This is a genomic window from Reyranella soli (assembly GCF_007992495.1).
GTDB classification, from domain to species: domain Bacteria; phylum Pseudomonadota; class Alphaproteobacteria; order Reyranellales; family Reyranellaceae; genus Reyranella; species Reyranella soli.
In genome coordinates this window covers 19,563-31,452 of sequence record NZ_BKAJ01000150.1, presented here as the reverse complement: position 1 = coordinate 31,452, position 11,890 = coordinate 19,563, and the positions used below count along the sequence as shown (strand labels likewise).

Annotated in this window: 13 protein-coding genes; 7 read left to right on the top strand and 6 right to left on the bottom strand. The window is 66.2% G+C overall.

The window, feature by feature from the left end; genetic code table 11:
- Positions 1–48: 48 nt before the first annotated feature.
- Together RSO01_RS36250 and RSO01_RS36245 are read right to left on the bottom strand one after the other, a co-directional pair.
- Positions 49–1,365 (bottom strand): MFS transporter, encoded by a 1,317-nt coding sequence (locus tag RSO01_RS36250; protein ID WP_147155488.1) that lies wholly within the window; start codon positions 1,363–1,365, stop codon positions 49–51.
- Positions 1,366–1,614: 249 nt separating this feature from the next.
- On the bottom strand, positions 1,615–2,658 hold the full coding sequence (locus RSO01_RS36245; RefSeq protein ID WP_218037563.1) for an SEL1-like repeat protein: 1,044 nt from the start codon (positions 2,656–2,658) through the stop codon (positions 1,615–1,617).
- A gap of 171 nt (positions 2,659–2,829) precedes the next feature.
- Between RSO01_RS36245 and RSO01_RS36240 the strand changes: the two genes are divergently transcribed.
- The 3 genes from RSO01_RS36240 (at position 2,830) to RSO01_RS36230 (ending at position 4,875) form a co-directional block, all read left to right on the top strand.
- The gene (locus tag RSO01_RS36240) at positions 2,830–4,248 is read left to right on the top strand and encodes a formylglycine-generating enzyme family protein (RefSeq protein ID WP_147155486.1); all 1,419 of its coding nucleotides are present in this window, start codon (positions 2,830–2,832) and stop codon (positions 4,246–4,248) included.
- Between the two features lie 76 nt (positions 4,249–4,324).
- On the top strand, positions 4,325–4,732 hold the full coding sequence (locus RSO01_RS36235) for a hypothetical protein (RefSeq protein ID WP_147155485.1): 408 nt from the start codon (positions 4,325–4,327) through the stop codon (positions 4,730–4,732).
- Positions 4,642–4,875, top strand: a complete 234-nt coding sequence (locus RSO01_RS36230) for a thermonuclease family protein (protein ID WP_147155484.1) — start codon at positions 4,642–4,644, stop codon at positions 4,873–4,875. Before RSO01_RS36235 ends, RSO01_RS36230 begins: the two co-directional genes overlap by 91 nt.
- A 51-nt stretch (positions 4,876–4,926) precedes the next feature.
- Here the strand turns inward: RSO01_RS36230 and RSO01_RS36225 are convergent, their stop codons facing one another.
- Positions 4,927–5,772: an SDR family NAD(P)-dependent oxidoreductase gene (locus RSO01_RS36225; protein ID WP_147155483.1), complete on the bottom strand. Its 846-nt coding sequence runs from the start codon at positions 5,770–5,772 to the stop codon at positions 4,927–4,929.
- 328 nt (positions 5,773–6,100) lie between these two features.
- On the opposite strand from RSO01_RS36225, the gene RSO01_RS36220 reads away from it, so the two are divergent.
- Entirely contained in the window at positions 6,101–7,024 is a 924-nt protein-coding gene (locus tag RSO01_RS36220; protein WP_170303626.1) for an ABC transporter substrate-binding protein, read from the top strand.
- 22 nt (positions 7,025–7,046) lie between these two features.
- Here RSO01_RS36220 and RSO01_RS36215 read toward each other — a convergent pair whose 3' ends face one another.
- Positions 7,047–7,295, bottom strand: a complete 249-nt coding sequence (locus RSO01_RS36215; RefSeq protein WP_147155481.1) for a hypothetical protein — start codon at positions 7,293–7,295, stop codon at positions 7,047–7,049.
- A gap of 202 nt (positions 7,296–7,497) precedes the next feature.
- On the opposite strand from RSO01_RS36215, the gene RSO01_RS36210 reads away from it, so the two are divergent.
- Positions 7,498–8,493: an AraC family transcriptional regulator gene (locus RSO01_RS36210; RefSeq protein WP_170303625.1), complete on the top strand. Its 996-nt coding sequence runs from the start codon at positions 7,498–7,500 to the stop codon at positions 8,491–8,493.
- Positions 8,494–8,549: 56 nt separating this feature from the next.
- On the opposite strand, the gene RSO01_RS36205 is transcribed toward RSO01_RS36210, so the two are convergent.
- Positions 8,550–9,047 (bottom strand): lipocalin-like domain-containing protein, encoded by a 498-nt coding sequence (locus tag RSO01_RS36205; protein WP_170303624.1) that lies wholly within the window; start codon positions 9,045–9,047, stop codon positions 8,550–8,552.
- Between the two features lie 182 nt (positions 9,048–9,229).
- On the opposite strand from RSO01_RS36205, the gene RSO01_RS36200 reads away from it, so the two are divergent.
- Entirely contained in the window at positions 9,230–10,093 is an 864-nt protein-coding gene (locus RSO01_RS36200; RefSeq protein ID WP_147155478.1) for a phytanoyl-CoA dioxygenase family protein, read from the top strand.
- Between the two features lie 14 nt (positions 10,094–10,107).
- On the top strand, positions 10,108–10,323 hold the full coding sequence (locus tag RSO01_RS36195; protein WP_147155477.1) for a hypothetical protein: 216 nt from the start codon (positions 10,108–10,110) through the stop codon (positions 10,321–10,323).
- Positions 10,324–10,657: 334 nt separating this feature from the next.
- Here RSO01_RS36195 and hutI read toward each other — a convergent pair whose 3' ends face one another.
- Positions 10,658–11,884: an imidazolonepropionase gene (gene hutI / locus RSO01_RS36190; RefSeq protein WP_147155476.1), complete on the bottom strand. Its 1,227-nt coding sequence runs from the start codon at positions 11,882–11,884 to the stop codon at positions 10,658–10,660.
- Positions 11,885–11,890: the final 6 nt, after the last annotated feature.

The window sequence follows — 11,890 nt, the reverse complement described above, 5'->3', positions numbered from 1 at the left end:
TGCGCGCTCATGATCATGAGCGCGCAGGATGCGCGCGGTCCGGAAGAGCTATTCCGCCGGCTGGGCGGCGACGGTCTTGCTCGGGTCAGGAATGTTCAGGAAGAGCGCGCAGACGACCGCCGATACGAGGCTCAGCAACGCGAGGCCATAGAGGCCGCCGGAGTAGCTGCCTGTCGCGTCCTTCATGAGGCCGATCCACCACGGGCCGAAGAAGCCGCCGAGGTTGCCAATGGAATTGATCCACGCGAAGCCCGCGGCCAGGGCCGTGCCGCTCAGGAACATCGGCGGCATGGCGAAGAACGGTCCCTTGGAGCCGTAGAACCCCATCGCCGCCAGCGACATCCCGACCATTGCCCACCAGGTGCCCATGGTGAGGCCGGCCAGCACCAGCCCACCGGTCGACAGCACGCAGGCCAACAGCAGGTTCCAACGGCGCTCGTGCATGCTGTCGGAGACGCGGCCCCACACCACCAGGGCGATGCCGCCGCAGATGTAAGGGATCATGGTGAGCCAGCCCACCGTCATGTTGCTCATGGTGCCGAGCGATTTGATGATCTGCGGGATGAAGAACAGCATTCCGAGGCTTGCCGTCACGATGCCGAAATAGTTGAGCGCCAGCAGCAGCACCTTGGGGTTCCACATCGATTCGAGCATCGAATACTTGCGCACTGCCTCCTTGGCCTGGCGCTCGGCGGCAATCTTGCCCGCCAGCCAGTCCTTCTCCTGCTGCTCGAGGAAGGTCGCGTCCGCCGGCCGGTCGGTCATCAGGAAGTAGAAGAGCACGCCCAGCACGATCGTCGGCAGGCCTTCGGCGATGAACATGATCTGCCAGCCCCGGAGCCCGAACAGCCCATCGAGGCTCATCAGGCCGGTCGACACGGGCGCGCCGACCGCCACCGCGATCGGCAGGCCAACCAGGAAGCCCGAGACGATGCGGGCGTGATGGCGGGCCGGAAACCAGTAGGTGAAATAGAGGATCAGGCCGGGAAAGAAGCCGGCCTCTCCCATGCCGAGCAGGAAGCGCATGATGGCGAAGCTGGTCGTGCCGGTGACGAACGCCGTGGCCGTGGCGAAGATGCCCCAGGTGACCATGATGCGAGCGATCCAGATGCGGGCGCCCACCTTCTCCATGATGACGTTGCTCGGCACCTCGAACAGGAAATAGGCCCAGTAGAAGGTGCCGACGGCGAAGCCGAAATCGGCCGCCGACATGTTGAGGTCGGCGCGCATGGTGAGCGCGGCAAAGCTCGAGTTGATGCGGTCGATGTAGGCCAGGATGTAGCAGAGGATCGCGAACGGCAGCAGGCGCAGATAGATCTTGCGCATGGCCGATTTCTCGACGGCAGCGTCCGATGCGACAGGCATCTCGCGTTTCCTTCCCAGGAATTGTCGGCTTTTGCCGACTTGAGGGAAGTCTACCCCGAGCCGCGCGAGGACGTCGCGCGCGGCTGTCGGTTCGCAAGGTCTGCAGTTTCGCCCAGCGCCGCGTGGCGGCAGTTGGAAGTCCGCATCACTTCGCGACACAGATTCAACGCGGGAGACTGAGACGATCGCGCCATCCCTGCGCGACGGTCAGAAGACGATCCACGCGACGGGCGCGTTGAGCGCGAGGTCTTACTGCCTGCTGCCGCCCGTCTTGGGTTTCCACTCTCGCGCCAGCTTCTGCGCGTCGGCGATCTGCGCGGGCGTCATCTTCGTGGCGACCATATCGCGGTTCTTGGCAGCGTCCTCGCGGCTCTCCTTGTCAGATGCATCGTAGCGCAAGCTCGCGAGGCTGAACCACTTGTACGCCTGGACGGCGTCCACCGGCACGCCTCGGCCCTGGACATACAGGATGCCGAGGTTGAACTGGCCGGCGGCTTCGCCTTGGTCGGCAGCTTTGCGAAACCACGATGCCGCGGCCGCTTGATCCTGCGACACGCCTTGGCCGGTGCCGTAAAAGATGCCGAGCTTGACCTGGGAGGCGGTATCGCCTTGGTTGGCCGCCTTGAGATACCACGCCACCGCAGCCGCGTAGTCCTGCGGCACACCACGGCCGTGATTGTACATCAGGCCGAGATTGTGCTGGCCCTTGGCATGGCCCTGTTCGGCTGCCTTGCGATACCACGACACCGCCGCCGCGTTGTCCTGCGGCAGGCCTTCGCCCCGCTCGTACATGACGCCGAGATTGTTCTGGGCTTCGGCATGGCCCTGTTCGGCTGCCTTGCGATACCACGACGCAGCCGCCGCAGGGTCCCGCGGCACGCCGCGACCGTGACTGTACAGGAAGCCGAGGTTGCTCTGGGCCGTGGCAACACCCTGCTCTGCTGCCTTGCGGTACCATGACGCTGCTGCGGCATGGTCCAGCGGCACGCCTTGGCCAGTGTCGTACATGCTGCCGAGGTTGTTCTGGGCGCGGGCCTCGCCCTGCTCTGCGGCCTTGCGATACCACGACACCGCCGCCGCGAGGTCCTGCGGCACGCCACGGCCGAGACCGTACATGATGCCGAGGTTGAACTGGGCGATGGCGTTGCCTTGGTCCGCAAGCGGACGCAACAGGCGGAGTGCTGTCGCGTAGTCGCCATTGCGGGAAGCAGCGACCCCATCCTCGAGCGGCCCCGCGGCTGCCGGGCCAGCGGCGCACACGTACAGGATCAACAGCAGCTTCAGCAGGCGCACGGCGTCTCTCCCAAGGCTGCACCCCATTGAGCCGGGCGATCTTGTCATCGGTATTGTCGGGCGGCAACGGCGGGCTCCTGGCTGATGCTCTCAACCATGGCGCGTCGACCCCACCGGTCGGCAACCTATCATGCGCGCGGGTGTCCCAATCCAGAGCATCGGTGATCGGGAATGGCCGGTACTCGTCGCAAATGGTCGGTTGGTTTGTGGCTGGGCGGCCTGGCCGTGGTTGCCGTTGCCGCCTACTGGGGATGGGTGCAGGCCTGGTGGGACCATCCTGATCTCTCGGCGGAGCAGCGGATCGAGCATTTCAATGAAGCGTTCGCGGATCGTCCCCGGCGTGCCGTGGCCGCTCGTCTCGATGGCGGCGGAATGGCCATCCTCGCCCGCAGCGACATTGCGGATGTCGGAGCCTCCCGTTGCATCCGCGAATCGGAGTGTTCCGAAGAGCTGATCCGGACCGTCAGAAGAAGCTTCGGCTGTACCTATGTGACGGTCAGATTCTATTGCGCCTATGCGGTCAGGACCACGGACGGCAAGGCGGGCACCGCCTTCGCGCAGATCTCCAGCAATCCGGGCGCCCGCAAACCGCTGGAGGTCGAGCAGCCGAGCTTCCAAGGAGCAGAGGAAATGTCGTGCAAGCTCGGCTTCGGCTGCAAGCCTGCGGCGGGCGCGGAGCCGGGCGGGCAGGCTCGAGCACCAGCCCGGAAGGACGCCGAACCTTCTCCTGCGCCATCGCAGGACGCCGCGGCCTGCAAGGGCATTCGAGCCGAAATTGTCGGCGCCGGCGAGACGTGCCTCGATCCGAGCGATCCGGCACGACGCGACTTCCGCGACTGCAACAACGGCTTCTGCGGCCCGGCCATGGTCGCGCTGCCAAAGGGGCGCGGCATGCGCGGCTCCTCGGCCGCCGACATGGCACGATTGAGCAAAGACGACCCGCAGGCCGACAGTTTCAGGACCGAGATGCCACAGCACGAGGTCACGATCGGATACCAACTGGCGGTCGGCAAATTCGAGGTCACGTTCGACGAATGGGACTCGTGTCTGGCAGACCGCGGCTGCACGCGCCGGCCTGAGGATCCGGGGAACCGGGAACGCGGCACCCGGCCCGTCATGCACGTTTCGTGGATCGAGGTGCGTGATGAGTTTCTGCCGTGGCTCAACCGCAAGCTCGGCCTTTCAGGCGCGAGCGCCTATCGCCTGTTGACGGAAGCCGAATGGGAATATGCCGCCCGCGCAGGAACGTCGACGAAATACGCCTTCGGCGACATCATCTCCACGGCGCAGGCAAACTTCTACGGCGAACGTCCCCCCAAGGTCGGTTCTTTCGCGCCGAACGGCTTTGGTCTCCACGACATGCACGGCAGCGTGCCGGAATGGGTCCAGGATTGCTACGAGAGCGGTTACGACAGCGCGCCCATGGACGGCTCAGCGCACAGTCCCGAGAATTGCAGCAGCCGCGTTCATCGCGGCGGCGCCTGGAATGACGTTCCCGTGTTCGTCCGTTCCGCGCATCGCGGCGTCGGCGATCCGAAAGATCGGAACTGGAAGGGCTTCCGTGTGGCGCGCACGCTGGTCGTACGTTGACCCTGCTGCCGTGCCCCGGACTTCATCATTCTTCCCATGCCGCGGGCTGGCCACAAAGCGCCGGCACCATGCACCCATGAGAAGCCTGTTCCTCGCGGCTGCCCTCGCTGCGGTCGCCGTGCCCGCCATGGCCCAGCCGGCGCCGCGCAAGACCGTCACTGCCCAGCCTGACATACCGGACTGTGCCGCGATGGGTGCGCTGCCGGCGACCTGGGACGGTCAGGCCTATGCGATCGACGGCAACACTCTGGCTGGCGTCAACCTGAAGCCGCACATTCGGATCTGGGGCATTCAAGCGCCCGAACTGCGCGAGGCCAAGGCTGAGAGCGTCGCCGGCATGCGGGCTCGGGCCGTCCTCGAGGATTTGCTCGAGCAGTCGGGCCACAAGGTGAAGTGCAGGACGACGAAGTTCGATCCTCTTGCCGCATCGTCGCCCAGTGCACGCTCGACGATGGCAGAGGCGGGGACATCGGCGGGGCCATGATTGCCGCCGGCATGGCATACGGCTTCAATCTGGACGAGACGCTGCCCTGGGAGTCGCGCTCCAGCCAGCGGTACGCCACGGCGGAAGCCGAGGCCCGAAAGCAGCGACAAGGCCTCTGGAAGGAGTGGCTGGGCGAAAAGTAGGCGACGGGTTCGCAATTCGTGGGACCGACCATCGCCGTCGGTGATGCACCTCTATCGCCGCGCCTTGCGGTCGCGGATCCTGTCGAAGCCGCGCTTGATCTCGGCGAAGCGAGCTTCGATCATCGGTTCGAACTCGCAGTCGGTGAAAATGTAGGGCCAGTCGTTCTCGATGCCTTCGCGTACGAGCTCGCCCACGTAGAGTGGATCGATGCCGTGACTGACGCGCTCGGCCAGCTGATTCACCCGTTCCCGCTGCGCATCATCGAGAGGCGGAGCCGCGGTCACGCTGGCGAAGCGCTCAGGCAAGTTGCGCCGGGAGTTCATGATGTTGGTGCGAATGACTCCGGGACAGAGAACCGATACCCCGATGCCGCGAGGGCCAAGTTCACGGCGCAGCCCTTCCGACAGCGCGACCACCCCGTATTTGGTGACACTGTAGGGACTGCTGCCGGCCGAGATCAGGCCGGCGATGGAGGCTGTGGACACGATGTGTCCGCCACCGTGGCTCTCGATCATTGGCGCAAAGATCTCGATGCCCCAGACGACGGCTCTGAGATTGACGTCAAGTGTCCAGTTCCATCCGGCGTCGTTCCACGTGCCGTAAGGCCCGCCGCCACCGACGCCCGCATTGTTGATCAGAATATGAACGCCGCCGTACCTGGCGCGTGCTTCCTCCGCCGCTGCCTGGAGCTCGACCTTGAGCGACACATCCGCTCTTACCGACGCGACATCGGCGTTCGTTCGCTTCAAGCCTTCGACAGCCGCGGCGAGTGCGGCCTCCTCGATATCGCAGAGCATCACCTTGACCCCAGCTTGTGCAAGCGCGGTTGCGATGCCGAGCCCGATGCCCGACGCAGCCCCGGTGACGAACGCGATCTTTCCGGCCAGGTCTTTCAAGCGTTTCTCCCTAGTGGATCTCAGCTGGTGCTTTCAGGCATGGCTCGTTGACCACACCGTCTGGCAACCTATCATGCCCGTGAGTGTCCCAATCCAGAGCAAAAGCAATCGGGATGGCCGGTGCCCGTCGGAAGTGGTCGGTTGGTTTGTGGCTGGGCGGTCTGGCCGTGGCGGCCGGCGGTAGCGCCCTGTCGTCGCTGATCGCGCGGGCGCGCAACAACTGGTGAGGACTGCCTGAAGGCGCGAAGCGGTTGGCCGTGCCGTGCGGTGGCACGGCCAATGGATGACGCGTTATCCTGACGGTCCTGCCCGAACGAGGACCGTCATTATGGCCATCATTCTCCAGGAAGCGCTGCGCGGCCTGTTCTACGCGCCGTTCTACGTGGCGCTGGCGCGCGATGCCTTCGCGGCCGAGGGCGTGGAGATCCGCTTCACCAGCTCGCCGCATCCCAACGAGACGGCGCTGCGCGTCATGAACGGGACGGTCGACGTGAGCTGGGGCGGGCCGATGCGGGTGATGGAGACCTATCACAAGCTCCCGGGCTGCGACCTGGTGTGCTTCGGCGAGGTGGTGACGCGCGATCCCTTCCTGCTGATGGGCCGCACGCCCAAGCCCGACTTCACCCTGGCCGACCTGACGTCGGTCGAGCTGGCCACGGTGAGCGAAGTGCCGACGCCGTGGCTCTGCCTGCAGCACGACCTGCGCCTGGCCGGCATCGATCCCGCCGGCATCAGGCGCGTAACCGGCCGGACGATGGCGGAGAACGTGGCGGCGCTGAAGGCGGGCACCGTCGACGTCATCCAGGTGTTCGAGCCGTTCCCCAGCCTGTTGCTGGCCGAGGGCGCGGCGCATGTCTGGTACGAGGCGGCGCGGCGTGGCCCGACCTCCTACACCTGCTTCTACGCGCGGCGCGGCACGCTCGTATCGCGACGTGATGAGCTTCTGCGTCTGGTGCGTGCGATCGACCGCACCGAGAAGTGGGTGGCGAAGGCAACCGGCGCCGAGATCGCCGACGCGATGGCGGGCTACTTCGCCGATGTGCCGCCCGCGATCCTCGCGGCCGCCTGCACCCGCTACAAGACACTCGGCATCTGGGGCACGACGCCGATCCTGCCGCGCGCCGGCTACGACCGGCTGCGCGACGGGCTGGTGTCCGGCGGCTTTGTGTCGCCCGGCACTGACTTCGAGATCGCCGTCGACAACAGCCTCGCCGAGGAAGCGATCGCGCTTGGCTTGCCTGCGCTCGCGTAATCGCGAGCGGGCTCGCGTGATCTCAAGGCCGCTTGGGCTGATGTCCGAAGTCGAGATTGGTGCGATCGATCTTGGGCTTGTCGAGACCGACCCAATACCAGCAGCCGACGACGAGGAAGAAGAACGAGCCAAGGATAACGCCGATGATCACGCGTTGTTTGAGCCTCCGTGGGCTCTTCCCACTCATGTCTTCCGCGTTGAGCGCGTGTTCTCTCTGTGACCGGGCCCGGGCGCGTCCGCTGTCCCAATCTTGGGGCAGATCGTCCTTCATCGATCTCTCCTTATTTGCACGACTGGGCCTCCCCCACGGCCAGCACCCGGCCTCGGCGCTTCGGGTGGCCGCTCCGTCGTCCCCTTGGTCAGGCCAACTTGCGCATCACGCGCAGGCTCCGCATTGACTTCACCCGCCAGTTTCTTGACCCTTGCCGTCACGCGGCACGGCCACTCGCGGAAACCGCCCGATGCGGGTTCAAATGATCGAGGCCCGGTGGGCCACCTACATCGCCGACGACCTGCGGCGCCTCGGGCACGCGCTCGGCGGTCCTCTGCGAGAGACCGGATTGGCGCGGGCGGACCTCGCCAGCCCGGAAACCAGGATTCCCTATGCCGCCTTCATGGCGCTGATCGAGCGGGCCGCCCTGCTGCTGGCCGAGCCGGCCTATGGCCTGAAGCTGGGTGCCTCGCACGACGTTCGCGACAACGGCCTGTTGGGCTTCATTGCGCTGAACTCGCCGACGCTCCGGGACGCGCTGGTGAACGTTCAGCGCTATCTGCGTGTCACCAACGAGGGATCCGATGCGGTCATCGAAGCGGCCGGACCTGTCAGTGCGCTGCGCTTCCGTGACGCCGATCCCGCGCTTCGCGGATTGCGACACAATTCTGAACGGGTGGCGGCGCAGTTCGTGAAGGGCGCGCGGGAGCTGACGCGGGCCAAGGCGACCCCGGTGCGCGTCGAGTTCATCCACAGCCGGCCCAACGAGCGCATCGACTACGAAGGCATCCTGGGCTGTCCCATCCGGTTCCAGGCCGAATGGGATGCGATCCTTTATTCGGAGGAGACCCTGGAGCTGCCGGTGGTGGGCGCCGACAATCGGCTGCTGGCCACGCTGGAGGCCGCCTGCCGCAAGATCATCGGCCCCCGGCCGCCCAAGGACGACATCGTCCATGCCGTCCGGGAATACGTCGTGCATCGGCTGGCCAAGGGCGCCGTGCCCTTGGGGGACGTGGCCCGCCACTTCAGGATGAGCAACAAGACGCTCGAGCGGCGGCTCGGCGAGCGCGAGACAAGCTATCGCGATCTCGTCGACGCTGTGCGCTGCGATCTCGCCAAGCACTACCTGGCAGATACCGACATGCGCCTGCCCCAGATCGCCTACCTGTTGGGATATTCCGAGCCCGGCCCGCTGGTAAGGGCGTTCAGGCGATGGGCCGCCGTCACACCCATACAATACCGCCAGCAGCATCGGTGATGTCGGCAGATCGCCAGCACTGGGCGCTGTAGCTCTTCGTCGCGAGCGGCGCTTGCCTAGAGCGATACTGCGCTGATCCGCTCCCACGCTAGTTCGCGGGTCACCTTGGCGCCGTTCACCTCGACCACCGGCGGAACGAGGATCATCCGGTCGCCGTCGAAGCGCACCTTGCGGACCTGTGGCGCCGTGAAGCGCGTCGGATCGGAGTTGGCGTCGACGATCGTCGTGAGCGTGCTGCCGTCGAAGGTGTAGTTGCCGCAGTAGGACGCGTATTCGCGCTTGGCGCCCTCCGGCAGCGTGGCCCGGCCGTCGCACAGCACCGCCATCATGCGCCCGTCGCGGGTCAGGGTGACGATGCCCATGCCGCGCGGTCCATAGGGAACGGCTTGCGCCTTGCCGTCGGTTGCGGTCGCCGTCGCTCCGGCCAGCCGCCACACGCCGACGACGTCTGGCTCCGCCGCCTCGGCGATGCCGCCGGCGACGGCCTTTACCGCCGCCACGCCGGCGGCAACCTGCAGGACCCGTCGACGGGTCGACGGCGATGTCGTGTTCATCGGGCTTCCTTCCCTTGTCGGTTTTTTGCAGCTGTCGATGCTAGCGCTGCCGCCGGAAGGGCAAATCCGGCCGCCACGCATGGCGGTTGCTCCGCGAATGCAGGGCCGTGCCGCTTCCCGATACGGCCCTCTGGACGCCTCGCGATCTACGTTGGCTAAATGTGGCCAGCAGGGAGGACAGCATGCTGGCCAACACCACACGGGCTTTGACCGAAGTGCAACGCGAGCAGTGGGCGGTCGACGGCTACCTGCAGCTCGAGGGCGCACTCAGCCCGGCGGAAGTGGATTTCTTTTCCAAGCAGATCGACCGCGTGCGGACGCAGCCTGGCTACGAGCCGGCGCCGAGCAGGCTGCCGCGCGGCCATTATGCCTGGGTCGACCATGCCGATCCGAACCCCGAAGCCTTCATGGACCGCCGCGATCTGCTGAACTACCACCAGGCCTTCATCGACCTGATCGACCGGCCGCGCGTGTTCGATCTGATCCTCGACCTGATGGGCCCTTACATCCAGTTCTCGATGAGCCAGGCGATCGTGCGCGCCTCGACCGAGACGTTCCCGGGCTACACCCACACCGACGGCGGCGAGGCCCAGCGCGCCATCCGCGTCACCGAGACCAGCCGGCCGCTGGCGGTCAAGGTGATGTACCTGCTGACCGACGTCACCGAGCCCGACAGCGGCAACTTCACGATCTTTCCCGGCAGCCACCTGCGGCCGTTCCCGGAGCGCGCCGAGCGCATCCCCAACCCGCACATGCCGGGCGCGGTGCCACTGCTCGGCAAGGCCGGCGACGCCTACGTCTTCCCACACGCGATCTGGCACGGCCCGTCGCCCAACCGCTCGGGCAAGGCGCGCAAGACCATCCTCTACAATTACTGCCAGATGTTCATGCGGCCCTACGATTTCGGCACGCCCTACGCCACGCTGTTCGAGCGCTGCACGGCGCGCCAGCGCCGCCTGCTGGGCGACCTCGGCCATGATTTCCGGCCCGGCGACTTCTTCTATGCGCCGGAGGACCAGGTGGCGCTGATGACCGGAACGGCCTGACGGTCGGCGTGCCCTTGAAGCGGTTCCTGCTCGCCCTTCTGTCCGCGCCGCTGTTGCCGGCCGCCCTCCAGGCCGCGCTGGGCGAGAGCGAATATCATCCCCTAGCCGTCTTCGTTATTGCCGCGATCGCCATTTACGTCCTGCAGCTGGTCGTAGGAATACCCGGGTACCTGTTTCTCCGTCGGACCGGACGCCTTCGACTGCCGGCCCACGCGCTGCTTGGCTTTTGAGTCGGCGCCGTCCTCGTGATGGCACTCTGGATGTATTCGCGTTCTTTTGAGGAGGCGCTCACGGGACTTCTGGCGTCGGCGTGGTTTGGTTTTCTGGGGGCGGCGACAACTACGGGATTCTGGCTGGTCGCCCGTCCTGACAGGCGCGTCGCGCCGTTGGATCTGGCGTAGGCCTGATGCGAGATCCGAGTCATGTGGACTTGGACGCAGCCAGGAAACGGTGAGAGGACGAGCCTCGAGGGGCGCCCTCGCGACGATTGCGTTGCTCGCCGTAGGCCTGTTCGTCGGACAAACGTTGGCACGCGGCCGACCGCGACGGTTTCCGCGGAAAGCGTCACAGGGTGGCGTCGCGGCCGGCGCGAATGCGGGCGCTCAGCGGATTGAAGCCGATGCGATAGACCAGCTCCGCCGGCTCGCCGATGTCCCATAGGGCCAGGTCACCGGCCTTGCCCGTCTCCAGTGTGCCGATGTCGGCGAGCCGGCCGAGCGCGCGGGCCGCCTCGCGAGTGAAGCCGGCGATGCACTCCTCGACGGTAAGGGCGAACAGGGTGGCGCCCATATTCATGGCGAACAGAGGCGAGGTCAGTGGTGAGGTGCCGGGGTTGCAGTCGGTGGCAAGCGCGATGTGCGTGCCGTGCTTGCGGAGCCATTCGACCGGAGGCTTCTGGGTCTCGCGGATGAAGTAGAAGGCGCCGGGCAGAAGCACGGCCACCGTGCCGGCCCTGGCCATCGCGACCGCCCCTGCCTCGTCGGTGTATTCGAGGTGATCGGCCGATAGCGCACCATAGCTGGCGGCCAATGCCGCGCCGTGGAGATTGGAGAGCTGGTCGACATGCAGCTTCACCGGCAGACCGAGCTTGCCTGCGGCGTCGAGCACCCGGCGCATGTCGTCGGGCGAGAAGGCAATGCCTTCGCAGAAGCCATCGACGGCGTCGACCAGTCCTTCTGCATGGGCCGCCTCCAGGCCCGGCAGAACGACGTCACTCAGGAAATCGCCGTTGCGTCCCTTGTATTCGGCGGGTGTCACATGGGCGCCCAGATAGGTGGTGGCGACAGCGATATCTCGCGCTTCGCCGAGCCTGCGGGCAGCACGCAGCATCTTGATCTCGTCCACCACCGTCAGGCCGTAGCCCGACTTGATCTCGACCGTCGTGACACCCTCGGCCAGCAGCGCGTCGAGACGTGGCAGGCTCTCGCGCACGAGGTCCGCCTCGCTGGCCGTACGGACATTGGCGACGGAGGAGACGATACCGCCGCCGGCCCGCGCGATTTCCTCATAAGAGACGCCGGCCAGCCGCATCTCGAATTCGCGCGCCCGGTTTCCGGCATGAACCAGGTGGGTGTGACAGTCGATGAGGCCGGGCGTCACCCAGCGGCCTTCGCAGTCGATCGTTTCGGCGCCAGCCAGCTCGGCGGACGACAGATCGGCCGTCGGTCCGGCGAAGAGGATACGGCCGTCGCGTACTGCAACAGCGGCATTCTCGACGATGCCCAGTCCCGGCAGGCGCGGATCGAGCGTCGCCAGCCGCGCATTGATCCAGGTGCGGTCGCCTTTTGCCATTGTTGA